Below are 20,675 nucleotides of genomic sequence, written 5' to 3' on the forward strand. Positions count from 1 at the left end.
TTTTGTCGCTGCGATCCGAAGGGGCTCACGGGGCCATTGTCGCGGCAGGGTCATTCGTCTGTCTCGACGCCGAAAAGATATCCCACAGCGCGATAAACATGGCCGCGATCACCGGACCGATGACGAAGCCGTTCAGACCGAACGCTTCGATCCCGCCAAGGGTGGAAAAGAACACCACATAATCGGGCATCTTGGTGTCCTTGCCGACGAGCATCGGGCGCAGGAAATTGTCCACCAAGCCAATGACAAAAGCGCCATAGGCGATCAGCAGGATTCCCTGCCAGGTGGCGCCGGTTGCGAGAAGATAGATTGCCACCGGCATCCACACCAAGCCAGATCCGATAGCCGGAAGGAGCGAGAGGAAGGCCATCAAGACGGCCCAAAGCAGCGAGGCGTTGATGCCCAGAAACCAGAACATCACGCCGCCGAGAGCACCCTGCAGAAGCGCGACGAGCAGGTCTCCCTTGACGGTCGCGCGGATGACAATGGTGAATTTGAGCAGGAGAGCATTCAGTTGTTCAGGGCGCAGGGGTATTGCATATCTCACCCGCTTCGACAGGGTCGTCTCGTCCCGAAACAGGAAGAACAGCAAGTACAGCATGGCAAAGAGATCTACAAAGAATCCGAAGGTGCTTTGACCGATGTCGAGCGCCTGCGCAGCAATGAACTGGCTTCCCTTCAGGAGAGCACCGGAGAGTTTCTCCTGGACTCCGCCCAGGCTCGCGATACCGAAGCGGTCGAGCAGACCGGTTGCCCAGAGGGGAAGTGCGTCGACGATCTGTTGAAACGACCGCACGAGATCCAGTTCCCCGGACTGAATTCGCCCATACACGGCCGACGCCTCCCGAGCGAGCGCCGCGCCGACCAACGCCAATGGCAAAATGACCATCGTCACAACGATCATCACCGTTGCGATCGCAGCCAGGCTACGCCTCTGCTGGAGGCCCTCCAACAGTCTCCGGTAGAGCGGCGCAAATACGACCGCCGCGACGACGCCCCAGAGAATCGCGCCGTAGAATGGCCAGAGAATCCAGCCGAACGCCACTGACACCGCGACGACCAAGCCGAGGAAAACTTTGTCTTCGAAGGCGCTCATATCGGCTTCCCGCTATATCAAGTGTATGACACCAAGGCCGCTTTCGCGGCGATCTCAAGAGGATGGGATCCTCACCACGAGATTGATAGCACTTAAGCGCCTGGTTTGCGCCGGATCGCAACGGTCGATTTCCGTGGAACGGGCCCGGTTGGCGCCCGGGACGGTCGGGATACCATGGGACGACTGGGCGCGCTGCATTGCGCTGGATCAACCCGCGATGCGCACGTAATGCGACAAGCACATCTCGCTGAGGAGAACATTGAATGTCTGCCCTGCGTGCGTCAGCACAAGAGGCCTCACCACGCCTTGTCCGCGCGCTGACACTGACCCACGCGGTTCTGTACGGGCTGGGCGTCACCATCGGAGCCGGAATCTACGTTCTCGTCGGCATTGCTGCCGGACGCAGTGGCATGCACGCGCCTCTTGCCTTCGTTGGCGCAGCGCTCGTCATGGCCTTTAGCGCGGCATCATTTGCGGAATTGGGTACGCGCATGCCGGTGAGCGCCAGCGAGGCGGCTTATGTACAGGCTGCATTCAAGCGCAACTGGCTCAGTTTGGCCGTCGGGCTTCTCGTGGTCGCGACCGCATCGGTATCGGCCGCCACGATCAGCGTTGGCAGTTCGGGTTATGTTGCGGTCTTTGTCTCTGCACCGGCGTCCTGGATCATTGCTGCGGTTGTCCTGGCGATGGGCGGCTTGGCATGCCTCGCTACGGTCCAATCGGTCACTTTCGCGGGTGCCATGACGCTTGTCGAAGTCGGCGGCCTGGTGCTGATCATTGTTGCCGGCCTCGGCCACGGCACCGACGTTGTCACCCGCCTTCCAGAGCTATGGCCTTCGGTCGGTGATACCGCAGCCTGGACCGGAATCGCCGGGACATCACTCATCGCGGTGTTTGCCTTCATCGGGTTCGAGCATGTCGTCAACGTTGCAGAGGAACTGAAGGATCCCAGTCGGACCCTGCCCCGCGCGCTGTTCCTGACCCTGGGTCTGACCGCCCTCATCTACGCCATGGTCGTATGGATCGCCGTGACGGCAGTGCCTCCACAGGAACTCTCGCAGTCCTCAGCGCCCCTTGCTCTCGTCTTCGAACGTCTCACCGGCATGCCGCTCATCACCATGAGTGCAATTGCCGTGGTGGCGACACTCAACGGCATCATTGTTCATATGATCATGATTGGCCGGGTGATCTACGGTCTTGCCGACCAGGGCAACCTGCCGAGGGTCCTCGCAAGACTGAACCCGGTCACGCACACGCCTCTTCTGGCGACCGCGATTGGCGTCGCGGCTATTTTATCGCTCGCGCTGGCGGTTCCTCTTGCGGGCCTTGCGGATCTGACGGCGCGCTTCACGCTCGTGGTCTTCGCCACCATCAATCTCGCGCTCATCAAGATCAAAAGCGGCAACGACGTGCCGCCGCTGGGTGCATTCATCTGCCCGCGCTGGGTGCCGTTCGCGGGCCTGATCTCCAGTCTTCTGCTTCTTGCGCTCGATCTCATCATTCGATGATCCCATCGAATGGCCTGGTCCAGCGTGCCGCAGAGCTGTGCAGCCAGCCAGACCGGTTTTGCACGCAATTTCAGCGGGAGGGGAGCTCCTGGCTGGGGCGGGAGGGTACCCAGTCAGAAATCGGGCTCCGCGCGCCCCCGGAAAACCTCGCAGAAACACAGGCGAACACTGGGGCTGTGTAGCAGCTGCGTGCGGCAGGACCAATCGGTTCTTGGGCGTTCTAGGACTTGGCCCGGCCGGGCCGCCTGAGGCCAAAGGCGGCTGCGGAAGCGGCTGGAAGCCTTCGCGGGAAGCGGCCGGCTCGGAGGCAGGCGGCCTGCTCGGCAGTCGCCACAGGCCGCCCGTCGGTGGCCTGCGCGGCGGCGGACGGCGATGCTCTATCCGTCGGAGGGCTTGGTGATCGGGCGGAGGAAAGCCGCCTGGGCACTACCTCCCAACTTGGGAAGCGTCCGTCTCAAGGCGGTCATCAGATAACTGATAAGCTTTCGCTGTTTACCTCATCAGTCCCAGAACGGACGCCGTTTGTGCAAGGATCTTGTCGGGCCGCCAAATTGCCTCCGTCTGCGGCGCCCCGTCTGAATTGAAGACTGACCTTAGCGGCTGAGCCATGCAAATAAGTCACCACGCTCGCTTTTCACTTGGCCCGAAGGTGTCGGCCGCGAGCGCCACGTGCCTGCATCGGCGCGGGTTCAGTTGTTGATCGGCCATTATTTCAGGTCGAATGAAACTGACGTCCTGCGCGGTGACCTACGAGGGCAAATCCCCCCGAGCGCCACCTGCCATGAGAGTTGCCAACGATTCATCTGCGGTCTGGGCCGAGCTTTATTCTGCCATACGCCTGATATCACGACAGGTGCCGCGCGATGCCTTCGCGGATAAAAGCCACAATTTCGTCCTGCCGCTCCTCGAGACGGGACACCGGGCCGCCGACACCAAGGACCAGGTCGCGTCCGAAATCGCGCTTCGGCAGCAGGACGGCAATCACACCCGCGTCCTGGACGACGATGTGCTTGGAGAACATGTAGCCGTCGCGCCGGATGCCGTTGACGATCTTCATCAGCGCATTCAGCTCGAAATGCTCTTCCTTAGGGCAAACAAAACCGACGTGCCCGGCGTCGCTTCCGGTCCCGCGTAATTTATGCTTATCTCGCAACGAACCCGAATTGAGAATCTCGACGAAACGCTTCGGGAAAGGGTGGTCCATGACCGATCAGTCGCGAGAAGCTGTCGAGCTGCTGCTCAAGAACCGTCAATCGGACAATCGGCAATCCTATCTCGTACGCGGCCGCCGGTACGAACAACTCTCCGCCAACGATCTTTGCAAGCTCTGGGCGGAGCAGATGAACCGCTGGGCCGACGACTCGATCGCGTTCGACCAGAGGGCCCTCAACGATCTTCGGGTCGAGATGGGATTGCGAGAGATCGCACCGCCCCTCGAGCAGATCGCGGAAGCGAGGCAGAAGATTCTCGCGAAATCGGGGAAAGCGTTGGCGACAATTTTTGCAGACCATCCGGAAACAAAATAGCGGTGCTCAAAGGTCGAGTGGACGATGCCGTCCAGCCAACAAGGTATCGTCAGCGCCTCTTTTCACATCCATAGAAATGCGACGCCGTCCCTGACGTGCATTGGCATATGTGGGCCAGCTCCCTAATCTGAAGTCAACAAGGGAGACCGGGATGAACGAAACGCTGCTGTTCTCACCACTACGTATCCGTGATGTCGAGCTCAAGAACCGGATCGTGGTCCCGCCGATGCTGCAATACGTTGCAGAGCACGGTTTTCCGACGCCCTGGCATCTGGGCAACGCGGGCAAGTTCGCGGCCGGCGGCGCGGGTCTCGTGATCGTGGAATCGACCAAGGTCGAACGTCGCGGATGCGGGACGGTCGGAGACCTCGGCATCTGGGACGACAAGTTCATCGCACCACTCCGCCAGATCGCCGGCTTCATCAAGTCGAACGGCGCGGTGGCCGGCATCCAGCTCGGACATACCGGCCGGAAGGGCAAGGCCCGGCGCCCCTGGGAGGGCGATGGGATCCTCTCCGCTGAGGAGCTTGCAGACGTCGATGACGTCCAAGGCTGGGACCTGATCGGTCCGAGCGCGTTGGCGTTCGGCAACGGCTATTTTACACCGCGCGCGCTGGAACGTCGTGAAATTCCCGATGCGATCGACGCCTGGGGCAAGGCGGCCGCGCGCGCCGACCAGGCAGGTTTCGAGGTCGTCGAACTGCATGCCGCCCATGGTTATCTGATCCATTCGTTCCTCTCGCCAGAGGCGAACCAGCGAACGGACGACTATGGCGGCAGCGAAGCCAACCGCATGAGATTTGCCGTGGAGGTCGCCGAATCCGTTCGCGCGCATTGGCCAGCGTCAAAGCCCCTGTTCGTCCGTCTGTCGATCGAGGACGAGGCGGGTTGGGGACCGGCGGAGAACGCCCGGCTGGTGCGCATCCTGAAAACGAAGGGCGTCGATGTCATCGACTGCAGCACCGGCGGCCTCAACAGCAAGGTGCCGAATTTCTTCCGCCTCAACGCGTATGGCTATCAGGTCCAGTTCGCGGACTATATCCGCCGCGAGGCCGATATCATGACCATGGCGGTCGGTCTCATCATTCACGGCGACCAGGCCGAAGGGATCCTCCAGGACAAGAAGGCCGACCTCGTCGCGGTCGGCCGCGAGTTCATCCACAACCCGAACTGGGCGATGGATGCGGCACAGAAGCTCGGCGTCGATCCGACCTTCAGCGCGGTCCCGCCGCAAATGGGATACTGGCTCGAAAAGCGCGCCCGCCGCGGCTTCGGCGGAAATCCCTCCACGTGGCAAAAGGGCATCGCGGCGGATAGCTGACCTCCGCCTGGCGCTGCTTGCACCGCCATACTGCTTGTGCTGATTGTTTGCGAGGCGTGCTGCGGCTCGCCTCGTGCAATCCAGCAACTGCGAGCCAACAGCAAACATGTCGTACGAAGACTTGATCAAACAGACCGAGGCGCGACGGCCGGCGGCGTGGGAACTGCTCGGCGTCGGCGCCGTCGCCTACGACAAGACACGCGACCGCGTCGTGATCGAATGGCATGCCGAGCCGCGGCATTGCCATTCGACCGAAGGGCATCCAAAGGGCGGAATCGTGCAGGGTGGGATCATCACGGGCTGGCTCGACGGTGCCATGGCCACCGCGTGCCTATTGCGCGGCGAATACCGGATCACGGTCGCCAGCCTCGAGATCAAGGTCGCGTTCTTGCTGCCCGCACATCCTGGCCTGTATCGCGCCTACGCCAAGGTCGTCCGACAGGGACGCAGCATCGGCTTCCTGGAAGCCGAACTGCGGGATTCAAACGATTTGCTCATCGCAACGGCAAGTTCGACGGCGGCCCTGCGCGCCAAGAACCCCGCCGGGGAGAGCCCGGCGTGATCCCTTCGGCCTGTGGCTCTCAGAAGCCGTAGAGCCGGGCCGCATTGTCGATCAGGATCTTCCTGCGAACGGCCTCGTCGGGCACGCACCGCCTGAACAGATTCATCAGCACGGCCTCCTTCGGAATTGCATCGTCGGTGTGCCCGACATGCGGCCAGTCACTGCCCCAGACCAGCCGGTCGGGGTTTGCGGCAACCAGCGCCCTCATGAAATCCTCTGTGTCCTTGTACGGGCTGCCGATGCGCGTGTTACGGTCCGCGCCGGACAGCTTGCACCAATAGCGGCCGCTCTTGAGTCCACGGTCGCAGAACCATTGGTAGCCGCTGTAATTGACGGTTTTGTCCGCCATGGTACGGCCCTGGTGGTCGATGACGAAATCGAGCGGGAGCTTTTCGATTTCGGGCGCGAGCTGCTGCAAATCGCCGGTCTCGATCCAGAGCTGCGCATGCCAGCCGCGCTCGGCGATGCGCGGCGCCAAAGCCTTCAGGTCGTCCAAATTCATCCCGCCGCCCGACATCACGGGCTTGCCGTCCTGGTACAGTAGATTGATGCGCACGCCCTTGAAGCCGGCCTCGGTCAACTCGTCCAGCCGCCTGTCGGTGACGTCCTGGTTGAGGATAGCGACCGCGCGCAGTCTGTCCGGAAAGCGCTTGAGGGCTTCGAGCGTCACCTCATTGTCCGAGCCGGCGTTGCCGGCATGGACAATGACGCCGCGCGAGATGCCGATCGACTCCCACACGTCGAACAGCATCTCGACCGGAAACTCCTGCTTCGGCGAAAACCGGCCGGCATGTTCGGCCGGGAAGCGATTGAACGGTCCGTAGATATGGACGTGGCAGTCAGTGCTGCCGTCCGGGAATTTCTCGAGCTTCTCAGTCATGAATGCCCCTCACTTGCCGGTGAAATTGGCGGATCGGCGCTCCGCCGTCGATTTGACGCCTTCGCGGAAATCGTCGGTCACGCGCAGGCGATTCTGCTCGGTGAGTTCGTGATCCGTCGCATGCTTGACTCGGTCCGCAAGCCCCGCGCGCATGGTGGCGCGGGTCGACAGAAGGCCGAGCGGCGAGCATTCAGCGATTTCCTGGGCCAGCGACATTGCGGCCGCACGAACCTGGTCCTGAGGAACCAAAACGCTCGCCAATCCCATTGCCAGCGCCTGCTCACCGGTGACGCGTCGGCTGGTGTAGAACATCAGCTCGGCGTTCGACTTGCCGATGGCTTCCGGCAGCGTGACGGTCAATCCGAACCCGGGATGGAAACCGAGGCGCGTGAAGTTCGCGGCAAACCGGGCCTCGGGGCAAGTTACGCGGAAATCCGCCGACATCGCCAGGCCAAAGCCGCCGCCGATCGCCGCGCCCTGCACGGCCGCAACGATCGGCTTCTTGTTCCGGAAGATGCGGACGGCCTCGATATAGAGGTGGCCGCCATCCCGCCGGTCGTTATTCGCCTGTGCGTCCTGGGCAGGCGTATTGAAATCCGCGCCGGCGCAGAACGCCTTCCCCTGCGCGGCAAGGACGACGGCGCGGATCTCGCCGTTCGCGTCGATCTTGTCGAGTGCGTCGGCGATGTCGCGAATGAGCTGGAGATCGAAATAATTCAGCGGTGGCCGCTGGATCTCAATCGTTGCGACGTGGCCTTGCGCGGTAACCGCGATATCAGTGCTCATCTGGTGTCAGATTCCTCTTGTCGTGATCAGCGAAGTCCGAGTCCGCGCGATGACGCCGCGCAGGACTTCCGTAGTGCCGCCCTGGATTGTGAGCTTCGGTGCGATCTTGAGTTCAAAATCCAGCTCGTTGCGGAATGCATCCTCTTCGTCGTCCTCGAGGTCGAGCATCGAAGCGAGCTCGCGGACCCGATGCGGCAAGCCCTGCTCCCAGACCGTGCCAAGGTCCTTGACGATCGCGGCCTCGACGACGGGTTCGCGGCCCGCCTCGAGCATCCCCGCCACCGAAACGGACATGCGGCGCAGCGTGTGCAATTGCGCGACCAGCCGCCAGATGCCGACGGTCACCCTCACGTCCGGCTTCGCGCCCGCCGCCTTGTTGACGCGCCGCCGCGCCCATCAGCAAGAGAACATCCTTTTCGCGCGCCCCCGAGCCCTTCACGCGCGCGCTATGAACCGGCAAGACGTTCGCGAACTCCACGGCGTCACGCGCATCGCCCGCGAGGCTTTTGCCCGCCTTGAGCTTGCAATCGGCACTTCGGACCAGAGCGACCGCGGCCCCATCGTCTGCCGTGGCCAGCACGACAATATGCTCGACGTCGCTGGCGAAGGGCACCATGCGGGCACGACCGCTGATGCGCCCGGCCCTGTCCAGAATGAGATGATCTTTCGGCCGCACCGGCGCCACCGTTATCGACCCACCCGGGGCGGTCAGACCCGCACGGTCCAGCAGCCACCCGGCCAGAAGCGTCTCCGCCAGGGGCACTGCCAATGCCGCGCGGCCCGCTTCACGGATGATACCAAAGCCATCGGCCAGCGACGCCCCTGCCCCGCCGGCGGCCTCGGAGACCCATGCGAGGTCGAGGCCAATCTCCTGAAGCGACGACCAGAGCGGCACCTTCCAGGCATCGTCGCGCTTCTGCACGATGGTCTGCGGATCGGCCAGATCCGCAAGAACACGCGCGGCTGTTTCGACGACGAGGGTTTCGGAAGCTGACATCGACATTCTCTCTATGTGGATGAGGGGCGCGGGCCGATCACGCCCTCGCTCCGCAGCGTAGCGATCTCGGGCTCCGACATGTCGAGCATCGACGACAGAACCTCGTCGGTGTTCGCGCCCAATCTGGAGGAGACCGCGGCCGGTAGCCTGTCGGCGCCGTGAATGCGGATCGGGCTGTCCGGAATCACGATCCTTCCGAACTGCGGATGCTCGATCCACTCCAGCATGCCGCGCGCATGCATGTGGCGGTCGTTGCACACCTCTTCGAGGTCACGGACCGGTGCGGACGGCACCTTGAACTTTGCGAGCGCAGCGCAGGCGTCCTCGCGGGTGATCTTCGAGCTCCAGTCCGCGATCAGCTGGTCGGTTTCGTCCATATTGCGAACGCGCGCGACCTTGTCAGCGAAGCGCGGATCACCGGCGAGTTCCGTTCGCCCGATGGCCTGCAGCAGGTTGGCCCAGTGCCTGTCGTTGGTCGCGATGATCGCGATGTAGCCATCGCTCGCTGGATAGACATTGTACGGTGCCGCGGAGAGCCCGCCGTGGCGGTTTCCGGTGCGCGGCGGCGCCCGGCCGATGTCGTACATGTAGGCCAAGTTCGAAGCGAGCGCGGGAAACACGGCCTCCTGCATCGCCACTTCCACGAGCCGACCGACGCCCGTGATCTGCCGCTCGTACAAAGCCGTCATCACGCCGGCATAGAGATGAATTCCGCTCATGAAATCGACCAGCGCCGGACCGGCCTTGACAGGCGGACTATCCGGAAAGCCGGTGACGCTCATGAGTCCCGACACCGCTTGAACAGTCACGTCCATGGCGAGGTTGTCCTTGTCCGGTCCCGACAGCCCGTAACCGGATCCCGACGCGTAGACGAGGCGAGGATTGAGTTCGTGCAGAACGGACCACCCCACACCCAGCCTGTCCATCACGCCCGGCGCGTAGTTTTCCAGCAGGACGTCGGCGCCCTTGACCAGGCGCTTGAGGATCTCCTTGCCCTTCGCAGACTTGAGATCCAGCGTGATGCACTTCTTGTGACCGTTCAGCATTGCGAACGGTGCGCCCGACCCGCGACTGACGCTGTCGCGCTGACGAACCGGTTCACCGGCAAGCGGCTCGATCTTGATCACCTGGGCCCCGGCCTTGGCCATCAGATAAGTTGCGTAAGGGCCCTGATAGACCTGACCAAGATCGATGACCGTAAGGCCATCGAGCGGAAGATTGCGTCGACCCTGCATGTGTCTGTCTCAATCCCTTGCAACGAGCTATGTGCGCTAAGCGCCGAGATAGGCTTCCTGGATGTCGGGCGCATCGGCGATTTCGCCGGCGGATCCTTCGCGTACGATCGAACCGACGCGGAGCACATAGGCCCGGTCGGCGATCTTGAGTGCTGCACGCATGTTCTGCTCGACCAGGAGCGCCGAGAGACCCTTGGCCCGGAGTGCGCCGATGGCGCCGAGCACGAATTTGGAGAAGAAGGGCGACAATCCGAGCGACGGCTCGTCGAACAGGATCAGCCGGGGGCGCGCCATCAGACCGCGACCGATGGCGAGCATCTGCTGCTCGCCGCCGCTGAGATTGCCGGCGGCCTGCCGAAAGCGCTCGCGCAGACGTGGAAACATGCTCAGCACGTCCTCGACCGTGAATATGGGACCGCTGCCGAATGCGTCGACGATCTTCAAATTCCCCTCGACGGTCATCGACGGAAAGATCTCGCGCCCCTCGGGGACGTGGCTGATGCCGGCCCGGCTAAGCGTCCAGGGCTTGCGCCCGTCGATACGTTGGTCCGCGAATTCGATCCGGCCCGCCGTGATCGGCAGAACGCCGGAGATCGCGTTCAATAGCGTGGTCTTGCCGGCGCCATTGGCGCCGAGGATAGCAACGATCTCGCCGCGGTTGACGGAGAGCGAGACGCCGCGGAGCGCGACGACCTTGCCATAAGCCGCCGAGACGTCCTTGACGGTCAGCAGCGTGCCATCACTCGTCATCGTCAGCCCCCAGATAAGCGGTCACGACTTCCGGATGACGGAGAACGTGATGCGGCGCGTCGATCACGACCGGCTTGCCGTCGACGACGACGAGTGCGCGGCCGCAGAGCTGCCGGATGACCGCCATGTCGTGCTCGACGATCAGGATCGTCCGACCCGGCGCGATCGCACGGATCAGCGCGATGAAGTCGGCGGTCTCGCGCCCATTCATGCCGGCGGCGGGCTCGTCGAGGAACATGATCTTCGGATCGGACATCAATGCGATTCCGACGGCCAGCCGGCGCTGCACGCCATAGGCCAGCACGCCGGCCTTGCGGTTTCGCTCTCCGTCGAGGCCAATCAGCCCAAGAACCTCCTCGACGCGGGCGTGGAAGGCCTGCTGATCCCGGACATAGGACTTGCTGCCGACGATGCGGCCCAGGACACCGTGGTGAAAGCTCGCATGGCGCCCGAACAGGAGATTTTCCAGCACCGTGCTTTCGGCGAACACCGCAGTTCTCTGGAAGGTTCGAGCGACGCCCGAGCGCGCGATGAGATGCGGCGGCATTCCCGAGATTTCGCTTCCCATGATGCGGATTGATCCGCTGGTCGGCACGGTGATGCCGCAGAGGATGTCGAACAGTGTCGACTTGCCCGCACCATTCGGGCCGATAATGCCAAAGATTTCGCCTTCCTCGACATCGAGGCTGACGCCGTTCAGGGCCGTCACGCCACCATATCGCTTGACAATGTCCCGGGCCGAGACGACTGGACGCTCAGCGGCTGCGATCGTCATCTGCCCTCCTTGCCAACCGGTCACGCAGAGCAACGCCCAGTTGATGCAGTCCGCCGGGGGCAAACATCATGATCAGGATGATGATCGACGAGAACACCAGGATCCTCACGTTCGGATCGAGGTTCATAGCCTGCGGGATCAGCGTGAACATCGCAGCGCCGATCACCGGTCCGACCACGAGCTGCGCGCCGCCCAGCAGGACCATCAGGAGCCCGTCCACCGTGTTCGCGACGCTGAAGACCTCGGGCGTGACAATCTGCGTGTAGGGAACGGCGAGCGCACCCGCCAGCGCGGCAAACGGCGCGCTCAGCATGAAGGCTTTCAGCCGGACGCGCGCCACATCGACGCCGACCGAGCGCGCGAGATGGGGATTCTGCCGAACGCTGTCCATGGCGGCGCCGAACGGAGACCGGCGCAAGGCCACCAGGAAGAGGATCGCAAGCAGAAGAATGGTGGCGGTGACCGCGAAGTAGGTTTGCGGATCCGACAGCTGAAGCGGGCCGATCTCGATCGGCGGAAAGCCGAACAGGCCGAGCGGCCCCCCGGTGATCTCTTCGAGATTCGTCGCTGCGACCATGGCGACGCCGGTCAGCCCCCAGGACACGATCGAGAAATAGGCGCCGGTCAGACGCAGCGTGATGACGCCGATGATGGCGGCCAGCACCACGGAAAGCACGAGCGCGATCAGCACCGCGACCTCGAACGGCAGCCCAAGCTTACCCATTCCGATCGCCGCGCCGTAAGCGCCGACGCCGAAAAACAGGCATTGGCCGAGCGGCACCTCGCCGACGCCGCCGAGGATGATGTTGATGCTCAGAGCAAACAGGGCGAACGCACAGGTGTAACCGGCGAGGGTCACCACGAACGGGTCGGTGAACGCGAAGGTGAACGCCGCGATGGCTGCGACGGCGCATGCGACATAAATGGCCTCTCGCGCGGCGCGCCCGGCCCTTTTGCCGTTCATGGCGCCGGCCTGCTTCCTGTCCATCGTCGCGCCGAAATCCTGAATCGCCATCTCAGTGCCGATGCTGCTGGAGTTGGCCAAGCAGTCCTTGCGGTCGGAACAGCAGCGTGGCGATGACGAGCCCCCAGCCCAGCGCGGGCGTCCACGAGACCGAGACGTAGGTTTCGAACAGCGCGTTGGCGACACCGATCAGAAGCGCACCCAGCATCGCGCCGGGAATACTGCCCATTCCGCCCAGGATGACGACGGTGAAGCCGACGATCAGCGCGCTGTATCCCATGGTCGGGTAGATCGTAGAGATCGGCGCCAACAGCGCGCCGGCAAGACCGGCAGCGGCGACGCCGAGCACGAAGGCAAGCGCGCGGATCCAGGGGACGTCGATGCCGGAATAGAGCGCACCGCGCGCGTTTTGGGCGACGGCGACAACCTGCTGGCCCTTGATGCTCAGACGGAGCCACAGGCCGAGCGCACCGAGCACGAGAACTGAACAAACTAAAATGAACGCGCGTTGCGACGTCACGAAGATACCGAGAAACCGCATCGTGCTCTGTGCGAGCGGCGATGTCACGGGGAGCGGGTCCGGCCCGAAGATCAGGATCAATCCGGCCACTGCCGCCTGACCGAGCGCGAACGTGACGATCAGCGAGCCGTGATGTGAATCGCCATACAGGCTGCGCCGGATGACGACCCATTCAGTCACGGCGCCGATGGCTACGACGATCAGCACCGACAGCGGAACGGCGATGAAATAGTTCAGGCCTCGCGACGTCAGCAGATAGCAGGCGTAGCCGCCCATGGCGAAAAACGCGCCATGGGCAAAGTTTGCAATGCCCACGATTCCGAAGATCAGCGTCAGGCCGACGGCGATGACGGCATAGCTGGCGCCCAGCACCAATCCGTTGACAAGGGTTTGAACCAGAAGTTCCAAAGCCGTAAGTGCCTTCTAGGTTTGATCCGCGCGATCGTCAGTTCGAGCTGACGCGCTCGACCTGAACGAGGCTGCCGTTGTCGATACGCTGGATGTAGAAGTATGGCGCCCGCGCCCTGCCCTTCTCGTCGAACTTGAGCAGTCCCCTCGGGCTCGGCCAGGAGTTTTCGCGGATGACTTTCGAGATCTTGTCGTAGTCGCTGTCGGTACCGGCTTTGTCCATCGCGGCGGCGATAAGATTGATCGCCTCGAAGATCACCAGCTCACCTTTTCCCGGAGGGGAGTTGAACTTCTTCTGATAGTTCTCGACGAACTCCTTGCCTTCGGCGCCGGGATCCGATGCCATGAAGATCTCTCCCGTAACGACGCCGTTCATGGCGCCCTCCGACGGCTTGATCATGCCCGGCGTCACCACGCCTGGCGACATCACCTCGATCTTGAAGCCGCCGAGCTGGCGCACCTGCTTCCACAGCTGTGCGGCGCGAGCCGGATAGGCGTCTGCGACGTAGATCATGTCCGGATTGCTCGCCTTGATCTTGGTGAGAATGGACGTGAAATCGTTGGTCTCGGCGTCATAAGTAGAGGTGCTCACCAGCTCAATGCCTGCGGACTGGAGGCTCGCCTTGAGCTTCTCGAGGACCGTCTTGTTGAACTCGGAATTCTCGCCCATGTAGGCGACCGCCTTCGGCTTTAGCGTCTTGACGATGTAGGCATTGAACGCTTCGGAATTGAGCGACACCGTGTTGTTGACCTGGAACAGCCAGGGACTGCCTTGATCGGTGATCGCGTCGGCCTGCGCGCCGGCGTTTACCTGCAGGATGCGCTTCTTCGTGACCGAAGACTCAGCAAGCACGACCGAGCTGTTCGTCCCCCCGGTGATCGCTTTCACGCGCCCCACCGACATCAGCTTCTGGACGGCGGCGACGCCGCCTTGCGGCGTGCCCTTCTCATCCTCGAAGACCAGTTCTATCTTCCGGCCGCCGAGAATGCCTCCGCGCTGGTTGACGAGGTCCGCTGCATATTCAGCGCCGCGCTGCAATTCCTGCCCATAAGTCGCTGCGGCGCCGCTCAGAGGCAGCGCAAGGCCGATCTTGACCGGGTCAGCCGCCATCGCGCCGGGCGCGTAAGCGAGCTGCACAGTCGCCGCCACGATGGCTCCCAAAGACAACATTACATTTCGGCGATCCGCACGCTTCATCGTTCTTCCCCCTATGATTTGTCTCGCCAGCCACGGCAACGCGGCGGCTCTTTTTGAATTCTGATTGGACTCAGGCGCCCGAACTCAATTCAGATTGCGCTGAAAGAGATCGAACAGGCGCTCCCAATGCCGCTCCGTGCTGGCCTTGTGGTAGAGACGCCGGGTCGGAAAAGCGAAGCCGTGCTCAGCTTCCGGATAGTATTCCATCCGCCCGTTGATGCCGGTCGTCTTGATCGCCTGCGACACCTGCTCGAGCATCTCGGGCGGCGCGTAGTGATCATGCTCGGCGAGGGCGAAGTAGATTTCACCCTTGATCTTGTCGGTGACGAGATGCGCGGAATCCGGCTGGTCGGTGACCAGGCGCGCGCCGTAGACGGAGGCACCGGCTGCCATGCGATCGGGAAACAAGCCCATCGCCCTGTAGACGTAGCGGCCGCTCATGCAGTAGCCGACGCATCCCGTCCTGCCCTGCCTCGCCGCCGGTTCATTGGCGAGGAAGTCGAAGAGGACCTGGGTGTCCTCCATCACCATCGTGTTGCTGAGGTGACGGTTGAGCTTCCACATGAACTCCAGCTTGTCCGCGCAGGCCGGATCCCACAGACGATTGGCGTCCAGATCGACGCATCGAGCCATGCGGTAGTACATGTTCGGCATGATGACGTAATAGCCGACTGTCGCCAGGCGACGGCACATGTCGGACAGCTCCTCGCGGACGCCGACCGAGTCCATATAGAAGATGACGACAGGGAACGGTCCTGGACGGTCCGGATGAAACACGTACGTGTTCATCACCCCATCCTTGGTTTTCAGATCAACGACCTTCTCCTGCACGGCTCCACCCTTTTAACCATCTTGTATCCCCGCGCGTTCGAGGCGTGAGGTGGGGAGGAGAATGTGCCGGGCCGGAGATGAAAGCCAGAGCATTACAGATATGCGTGCGTATTTACAGATATGTGAAAATGGATTCGCTCAGTTGCGGGCTTTTGTCGCGGCTGCGCTGTCCTCCCGCGAGACGAATTTATCGATGCCTTCCCGCAGAGATCTCAGGATCTGCGTTCGCTTCGACACGAGCCGATCGACCGGCCCGCCGACGCCGATCGCCAGAATGCGGCCGTGGCGCCGCTCCGGCAACAACATACCGATGACGCCCGCTCCGGCCGTCACGGTGTGAAGGGAGATGACGTAGCCATCCTTGCGTATCTTGCGGAGCTTCTGCATCAGCTCCTTCAGATCCACCTTCCTCTTCCGATCCTCCTCTTCGAAATTGATGCGGCGCACGAGCTTCTCGATGGTCTCGTCCGAGCGTGCGCTCAGCAGCATCCATCCGAGGCCCGAGCGCGCGAGCGGCCGGATCGTCCCGGGCCTGATCGAAAACTGGATCGTGCGCGGCGACGGCTGCACGTGAATGTATTGCATGTAGAGGTCGCTCTGGGTCGCGATGCTGACCGTCTCTTCCGTTTCCTTGTTGAGGTGGTTGACCAGGGCCGAAATTCCGCGCTCGCCGAAAAGCGCGCCCTGCACCCAGTGCCCCAGCTGAACGATCCGCATCGTCGGCATGTAGGTCCGCGAATAGCGGTCGAAGTCGACATAACCGAGCACCACCATGCTCTTGAGCACCGCGGAAGCGCTGGAGACCGGATAGCCGAAACGCAAAGCGACCTCCTTGAGACTCAATGGTCGCTGCACTTCGTCGAAATATTCCAGGATCTCGAACAGCCGCTTGGCCGTCTTGATGACCTCTTTGGACATGCTTCCTCGCTTGCTTTTTCACATAGATAGAAAAGTTTCTTCATGGACGAAAGGCATTTCGATGGTTCCTTGCGTTTGCTAGAAGGCTCCTCAATGGAGGTCGCTCATGGTTCCTGCCGAGCAGATGAATTTCGAAGTGTCCGATCGCGTCGCGACGATCACGTTCGACCGACCGGACAAGATGAACGCCTGGACACCGGTCATGGAGAGCGAGCTGCGCCGCCTGATGGCGATCGCGTCCGAAGACGACGATGTCCGCGCGATCGTGATCACCGGCGCAGGCCGAGGCTTCTGCGCTGGCGCCGACATGGGTCGCCTGTCGGATGCGTCGTCGGGAAACACGAGCGCCGCCCCCCCGGTCGTCCCCGCGGAAAGTGATGATGATCTGGCGCAGCGATACAGCTATCTTCTCGCCGTTCCCAAGCCGATCATTGCGGGCATCAATGGCGCCATCGCAGGGGTTGGTCTTTGCATCGCGCTCTATTGCGACCTGCGCTTCATGGCCGCGGGTGCGAAGCTGACCACGTCTTTCGCCCGGCGCGGCCTCATCGCAGAACACGGCAGCGCCTGGATGTTACGTCAGCTCATCGGGCCGATGAATGCCGCGGACCTTCTGCTGTCCGGACGCGTGGTCGAAGCCGCCGAGGCCGAGCGGCTCGGCCTGGTCCGAATGTTGCCCGCAGACACTTTTCGCGAGACGGTTCAGCAGACCGCGTCGGATTTCGCCAATCTCTGCTCGCCCCGATCCATGCACATCATCAAGCAGCAACTCACGGCAGCCCCTCGGCAAACCCTCGCCGAAGCGACGCAGCTCGCGAACAGGGAAGTCGCGATCTGCCGGGGAACGGAAGACTTCAAGGAAGGCGTTGCCCATTTCATCGAAAAGCGGGCGCCACGCTTCACCGGCAAGTGAACGCGAGGACGCGAGCGTCTTTCGACGGATCTAGGGGCCAGGCCGAGCGCTCGCCCCGGAAATCAGGCCGGCCGGACTCGGCTCGGCCAGCGCGATATCCTCATTAGCCGCGCCCCGCCCCTCGAGGATCGCGAGAAAGCTGCGGCCTTCCTCGGTAATGTTCCACACGCCCGGCTCGCGCACCACCAGCTTCTGGCCGAATATATCGAGATCGGGCGCCCGTTCGGCGAGACGATTCATCCGTACGGTCCATTCCTGTCCGCTCGTGTAGAGAACGGCAAGGTGCTGCTTGATGACCTCGAGGCTGGCACGTCCGTCGGTTTGCCCGTCGAGAATCTTCAGGATCGAAAGCTGGAAACTCACTCGCGACTCAGACGCTGCACTTCACCGTCGCCCTATATGTGAGCGGCGGACGATGTGGAAGTCATGACGGATCTGCCGAAACGGGATACCGGCCCTATCAACGCGCGCTCGACTGGACCTGCCTGCGCAACCCGATCAACGTGCCGCCAAACGGACACTCAACAAGGATTTCGGCGCGGCTTTACCGGATGTCTGCGGAATTGCCGGCACAGTCAGACCCGGGCGCGGGATCGATCGCCTTGCCGTTGCCCGGAGGCATTGACGGGTGGAACCGCTCGCTCGCTGTCGCGGTATCCGGCCCTCTCCAGGATATCACGCGGCGACGGACAGAGATCGTCGCGCTGCTCAACGACGTCGTGCAGCGCTATCTTTGTCCGCCGTCCTCGAGCTAAGCCGCCCCAGCGGCCTGCCGGTCGACGAGCAGCGGCCAAAAGCCTTCGCCGCCCTGCTCGCAGATCATCCGGCCGATCTTTTCCTGCCACCAGGGTTCGGCCCCCATTCGTCGCGCCACGACCAGAGACGGCGAGTCGCGTAGTGCAGCGGATGCTCCTGGGTAAATCCCATCGCGCCATGCACCTGATGGCAGAGCGCAGCGACCTGCCCTGCAGATTCGCCGCACCGCGATTTTGCGATCGCCACACCCAGCGCGTCATCGCCGAGGATCGGCGATTCCGTTCAGCGAATCACCCGCCGCCGACGCCGCCGCAAAGTGGCCTGCCGCGATCGCCAGCATGTGCTGGATCGCTTGGAATTTCGCGATCGGGCGACCAAACTGCACCCGCTCATTGGCGTAGGACAGCGCATAATCCATGCACCGCTCCATCGCGCCGATCATCTGCTGGACACGGATGGCCGCGTCAAACGGCATCAGGCCATCGGCACCAGGGCAAGAGGGCGCGGGCAAGACATCGCTCGCGGCCAATTGCACGCCGCCGAAGTCGAGATCTTCGCGCGGCTCATAGGCGACGTTCCGCCGCGTCTTGTTCGTACGCGTCTTGTCGCTGGGCACGCGACATAGGAAAGCCTCGCCGTTCGCGTCGCGTGCAAGGACCAGTGTGGTCGGTGCCTGTTTGCCCCAAGGAACATGCCGGGCAACGCCTTGAAGAGTCCCCCCGTGGAGCTTGACACAAGCGCAATGCGATCCTGCGGATTGACCGGCGCAAGCGTCACCGCGCCCGCGATGACCTCGCCGCCGGCGTCGGTCCAGAGTCAGCACCTGGTCGTTACCTTTGCAGTGCTTTCAACCCGCCTGAATCATAGTATCGCGGCTGGCGCATGCGGCAGCAGCTTGCTTTCAGCGGTGTCGTGGTTGATCCACATAGTCGCCCTTTCAGCGCGCAAGAGCGCGTCAACTTTCTCCATGGAAGCAACAGACGCACTCTTGTCGGCGTTGAAGGCTGGAACCCGACGAAGACGAAAGTTTTCCCGATTGTGAGCGACATCGCCACTGAGCAAAACGGAGCCGGTTTCGGGCAACCTTATCAATAACGAGCAGTGACCGAGCGTGTGCCCCGGCGTGAAAATCAAGCGAACGGCTCCGTCTCCGAAAACGTCGTGATCCCCTTCGACCAGCTCGACCTCGTTCTGCCTCATGGTCTCGTAGAGTTCGGGTGAATATCCGAACTCTTCGGGATTTGGTCCGAACATCGCTTCGTATTCGGCCTTTTGTGCAATCCACTTCGCCTTGCGAAACAGGCGACAGTTGCCTACGTGGTCGTAGTGCGCGTGAGAGATTGCGATGGTGCCTATCTGGTCAGGCGTGACGCCCAGCTCGGCCAGTTGCGCTCCCAAAGTCCGTCTCACCGTTCCCCGGATTCCGTGTGCAATGATCCGCCCAATCGGCTCCGAAACTAGGTCGTCCTGCGTTCCGGTGTCCCACAGGAACCATCCCTCGCGATGTCGGACGAGATAGGCATTGCAACTCAACGTCATCGGCACGCCGACGTTCAGGCCCGGCGAGTAGATCGAACCGTCGTCGACATTCGCTTCACCGCCGTCGAGAATGAATATCTTTTCTACCGTTGCAAGATTGCTCATCGTATCGTGTCCGTAACTACATAAGTTTGACGCGCAGTTCGCCGAGGCCTTCCAGTGAAGATACGACCTCGTCCCCCGCTTTGAGCCACCGACGCTCCTCTCGAGGCGCCTTCTCTCCGAGAATCACGCCCTGCGGCGTCCCTGTAAACATTATGTCGCCGGCCTTGATGCTCATGACGCTCGATGCATACGCGATCAGCCTGCGGCAGTCGAAGATCATGTCGCGCGTGTTCCAGTCCTGGCGAATTGTGCCATTGACCCATGTCTGGAGCTTCAGGGCGTTAGGATCCCGAACCATACCGCGAGGCACAAGCCATGGCCCGACCGGACCGAAGCCATCGGAAGTCTTGCCGGCCAGAAATTGTGAGGTCGCGGTCTGCAGCTCGCGCGCGCTGACGTCATTTCCGATGGTGTAACCGGCAACAACATCAAGTGCGTCGTCTTCCGGCACGTCCCGGCAATTTCGTCCGAATACGATGACTAGCTCGGTCTCATAATCGAACTGCCGGGCCGCGCGCGTGGGCAGATGCACAACTCCACCGTGGCTATTGAGAGCGTTGTTGAATTTGTTGAAAAGCGGCGGCGCCTTGGGGACCGGCGTATTGGTTTCGATGGCGTGTTCCCGGTAATTGAAGCCGACACAGATGATCTTTTCGGGACGGGTCACCAGTGGCGCGAACGGGACTTCCGAGATCGGCGTGACGGCGACTTCCGATCCCCGACTTTCGATCGCGTCCAGCACGGCACGCACTTCAGGAGCTCGCCTATTTTGCAGGAGATCGTCGATATCGCGGGGGGCCGATAGACCTATAGCAGCCGCGAGGGCGGTCAAGTTTACAACACCGCCCTTCACCTCTGCGCCAAGGGCGTATCCGTCGTCGAGACGCAGATTGGCAAGGCGCGCGTCAAGATCAGAGACTTGAATGTTCGGTTCGTTTCGAGAGTTCATCTTTGTCATTTTCCAGAGCACTGTCGGAGTTCACGCCGTACGAACCCGATCCGTTAGTTCACATCACCAAGAAAAAAGGGCCCGCCGCCGCCGTCTGGCGACGGCGGGCGCCATGGCCACGCGGCCACGGCAGTCTCA

General features: G+C 62.3%; 23 protein-coding genes and 1 pseudogene. 6 read left to right on the top strand and 18 right to left on the bottom strand.

From position 1 onward, the window contains the following. Positions 1-25 precede the first annotated feature (25 nt). The gene (locus WHZ77_RS24890; RefSeq protein ID WP_375310368.1) at positions 26-1,096 is read right to left on the bottom strand and encodes an AI-2E family transporter; all 1,071 of its coding nucleotides are present in this window, start codon (positions 1,094-1,096) and stop codon (positions 26-28) included. Positions 1,097-1,359: 263 nt separating this feature from the next. Here WHZ77_RS24890 and WHZ77_RS24895 point away from each other — a divergent pair, with 263 nt between their 5' ends. Beyond that, positions 1,360-2,604, top strand: a complete 1,245-nt coding sequence (locus WHZ77_RS24895) for an APC family permease (RefSeq protein WP_375310369.1) — start codon at positions 1,360-1,362, stop codon at positions 2,602-2,604. Between the two features lie 844 nt (positions 2,605-3,448). Here the strand turns inward: WHZ77_RS24895 and WHZ77_RS24900 are convergent. After that, positions 3,449-3,808 (bottom strand): hypothetical protein, encoded by a 360-nt coding sequence (locus WHZ77_RS24900; protein WP_375310370.1) that lies wholly within the window; start codon positions 3,806-3,808, stop codon positions 3,449-3,451. Between WHZ77_RS24900 and WHZ77_RS24905 the strand changes: the two genes are divergently transcribed. The 3 genes from WHZ77_RS24905 to WHZ77_RS24915 all read left to right on the top strand — a co-directional run bounded on the left by WHZ77_RS24905 (position 3,807) and on the right by WHZ77_RS24915 (position 6,013). Continuing rightward, positions 3,807-4,130 (top strand): hypothetical protein, encoded by a 324-nt coding sequence (locus WHZ77_RS24905; protein WP_375310371.1) that lies wholly within the window; start codon positions 3,807-3,809, stop codon positions 4,128-4,130. The two genes, WHZ77_RS24900 and WHZ77_RS24905, sit on opposite strands and share 2 nt — an antisense overlap. A 151-nt stretch (positions 4,131-4,281) precedes the next feature. Then, the gene (locus WHZ77_RS24910; RefSeq protein ID WP_375310372.1) at positions 4,282-5,451 is read left to right on the top strand and encodes an NADH:flavin oxidoreductase/NADH oxidase; all 1,170 of its coding nucleotides are present in this window, start codon (positions 4,282-4,284) and stop codon (positions 5,449-5,451) included. Between the two features lie 73 nt (positions 5,452-5,524). After that, positions 5,525-6,013 (top strand): PaaI family thioesterase, encoded by a 489-nt coding sequence (locus WHZ77_RS24915; RefSeq protein ID WP_375310373.1) that lies wholly within the window; start codon positions 5,525-5,527, stop codon positions 6,011-6,013. 19 nt (positions 6,014-6,032) lie between these two features. Here WHZ77_RS24915 and WHZ77_RS24920 read toward each other — a convergent pair whose 3' ends face one another. From WHZ77_RS24920 to WHZ77_RS24930, 3 genes and pseudogenes are all read right to left on the bottom strand, one after another. Continuing rightward, positions 6,033-6,893, bottom strand: a complete 861-nt coding sequence (locus WHZ77_RS24920) for an amidohydrolase family protein (RefSeq protein WP_375310374.1) — start codon at positions 6,891-6,893, stop codon at positions 6,033-6,035. 9 nt (positions 6,894-6,902) lie between these two features. Next, positions 6,903-7,679, bottom strand: a complete 777-nt coding sequence (locus WHZ77_RS24925; RefSeq protein ID WP_375310375.1) for an enoyl-CoA hydratase/isomerase family protein — start codon at positions 7,677-7,679, stop codon at positions 6,903-6,905. 26 nt (positions 7,680-7,705) lie between these two features. Beyond that, positions 7,706-8,054 (bottom strand): annotated as a pseudogene (locus WHZ77_RS24930) (acyl-CoA dehydrogenase); the annotation flags it as partial. On the opposite strand from WHZ77_RS24930, the gene WHZ77_RS24935 reads away from it, so the two are divergent. Continuing rightward, entirely contained in the window at positions 8,011-8,673 is a 663-nt protein-coding gene (locus WHZ77_RS24935; protein ID WP_375310376.1) for a hypothetical protein, read from the top strand. The pseudogene WHZ77_RS24930 and the gene WHZ77_RS24935 sit on opposite strands and share 44 nt — an antisense overlap. 14 nt (positions 8,674-8,687) lie before the next feature. Here the strand turns inward: WHZ77_RS24935 and WHZ77_RS24940 are convergent, their stop codons facing one another. The 8 genes from WHZ77_RS24940 to WHZ77_RS24975 all read right to left on the bottom strand — a co-directional run bounded on the left by WHZ77_RS24940 (position 8,688) and on the right by WHZ77_RS24975 (position 16,275). Continuing rightward, positions 8,688-9,911 carry a CaiB/BaiF CoA transferase family protein gene (locus WHZ77_RS24940; RefSeq protein WP_375310377.1) on the bottom strand — a complete coding sequence of 408 codons (1,224 nt, stop codon included), beginning with the start codon at positions 9,909-9,911 and terminating at the stop codon, positions 8,688-8,690. Between the two features lie 36 nt (positions 9,912-9,947). Continuing rightward, complete coding sequence (locus tag WHZ77_RS24945) at positions 9,948-10,661, bottom strand: ABC transporter ATP-binding protein (protein WP_375310378.1); 714 nt, start codon at positions 10,659-10,661, stop codon at positions 9,948-9,950. Next, complete coding sequence (locus WHZ77_RS24950) at positions 10,651-11,436, bottom strand: ABC transporter ATP-binding protein (RefSeq protein ID WP_375310379.1); 786 nt, start codon at positions 11,434-11,436, stop codon at positions 10,651-10,653. The genes WHZ77_RS24945 and WHZ77_RS24950 overlap by 11 nt, the downstream gene beginning before the upstream one ends. Beyond that, positions 11,417-12,481: a branched-chain amino acid ABC transporter permease gene (locus WHZ77_RS24955; RefSeq protein ID WP_375310380.1), complete on the bottom strand. Its 1,065-nt coding sequence runs from the start codon at positions 12,479-12,481 to the stop codon at positions 11,417-11,419. The genes WHZ77_RS24950 and WHZ77_RS24955 overlap by 20 nt, the downstream gene beginning before the upstream one ends. Then, the gene (locus tag WHZ77_RS24960; protein WP_375310381.1) at positions 12,453-13,328 is read right to left on the bottom strand and encodes a branched-chain amino acid ABC transporter permease; all 876 of its coding nucleotides are present in this window, start codon (positions 13,326-13,328) and stop codon (positions 12,453-12,455) included. Before WHZ77_RS24960 ends, WHZ77_RS24955 begins: the two co-directional genes overlap by 29 nt. Positions 13,329-13,365: 37 nt before the next feature. Further along, entirely contained in the window at positions 13,366-14,478 is a 1,113-nt protein-coding gene (locus WHZ77_RS24965) for an ABC transporter substrate-binding protein (protein ID WP_375310382.1), read from the bottom strand. Between the two features lie 132 nt (positions 14,479-14,610). After that, on the bottom strand, positions 14,611-15,315 hold the full coding sequence (locus tag WHZ77_RS24970; protein WP_375310383.1) for a dienelactone hydrolase family protein: 705 nt from the start codon (positions 15,313-15,315) through the stop codon (positions 14,611-14,613). A 180-nt stretch (positions 15,316-15,495) separates the two neighbouring features. Beyond that, positions 15,496-16,275, bottom strand: coding sequence for an IclR family transcriptional regulator (locus tag WHZ77_RS24975; protein WP_375310384.1), 780 nt, complete (start codon positions 16,273-16,275; stop codon positions 15,496-15,498). A 106-nt stretch (positions 16,276-16,381) separates the two neighbouring features. Here WHZ77_RS24975 and WHZ77_RS24980 point away from each other — a divergent pair, with 106 nt between their 5' ends. Next, positions 16,382-17,188, top strand: a complete 807-nt coding sequence (locus tag WHZ77_RS24980; RefSeq protein ID WP_375310385.1) for an enoyl-CoA hydratase-related protein — start codon at positions 16,382-16,384, stop codon at positions 17,186-17,188. A gap of 30 nt (positions 17,189-17,218) precedes the next feature. Here WHZ77_RS24980 and WHZ77_RS24985 read toward each other — a convergent pair whose 3' ends face one another. The 5 genes from WHZ77_RS24985 to WHZ77_RS25005 form a co-directional block, all read right to left on the bottom strand. After that, positions 17,219-17,551 (bottom strand): hypothetical protein, encoded by a 333-nt coding sequence (locus WHZ77_RS24985; protein WP_375310386.1) that lies wholly within the window; start codon positions 17,549-17,551, stop codon positions 17,219-17,221. Between the two features lie 456 nt (positions 17,552-18,007). Next, positions 18,008-18,190, bottom strand: a complete 183-nt coding sequence (locus tag WHZ77_RS24990) for an acyl-CoA dehydrogenase family protein (RefSeq protein ID WP_375310387.1) — start codon at positions 18,188-18,190, stop codon at positions 18,008-18,010. Positions 18,191-18,200: 10 nt separating this feature from the next. Next, positions 18,201-18,560 carry an acyl-CoA dehydrogenase family protein gene (locus tag WHZ77_RS24995; protein WP_375310388.1) on the bottom strand — a complete coding sequence of 120 codons (360 nt, stop codon included), beginning with the start codon at positions 18,558-18,560 and terminating at the stop codon, positions 18,201-18,203. 245 nt (positions 18,561-18,805) lie between these two features. Next, positions 18,806-19,588: an N-acyl homoserine lactonase family protein gene (locus WHZ77_RS25000; RefSeq protein WP_375310389.1), complete on the bottom strand. Its 783-nt coding sequence runs from the start codon at positions 19,586-19,588 to the stop codon at positions 18,806-18,808. 16 nt (positions 19,589-19,604) lie between these two features. Continuing rightward, on the bottom strand, positions 19,605-20,537 hold the full coding sequence (locus WHZ77_RS25005; protein ID WP_375310390.1) for a fumarylacetoacetate hydrolase family protein: 933 nt from the start codon (positions 20,535-20,537) through the stop codon (positions 19,605-19,607). Between the last annotated feature and the right edge of the window lie 138 nt (positions 20,538-20,675).

Source organism: Bradyrhizobium sp. A5 (assembly GCF_042076515.1).
GTDB classification, from domain to species: Bacteria; Pseudomonadota; Alphaproteobacteria; order Rhizobiales; family Xanthobacteraceae; genus Bradyrhizobium; species Bradyrhizobium cosmicum.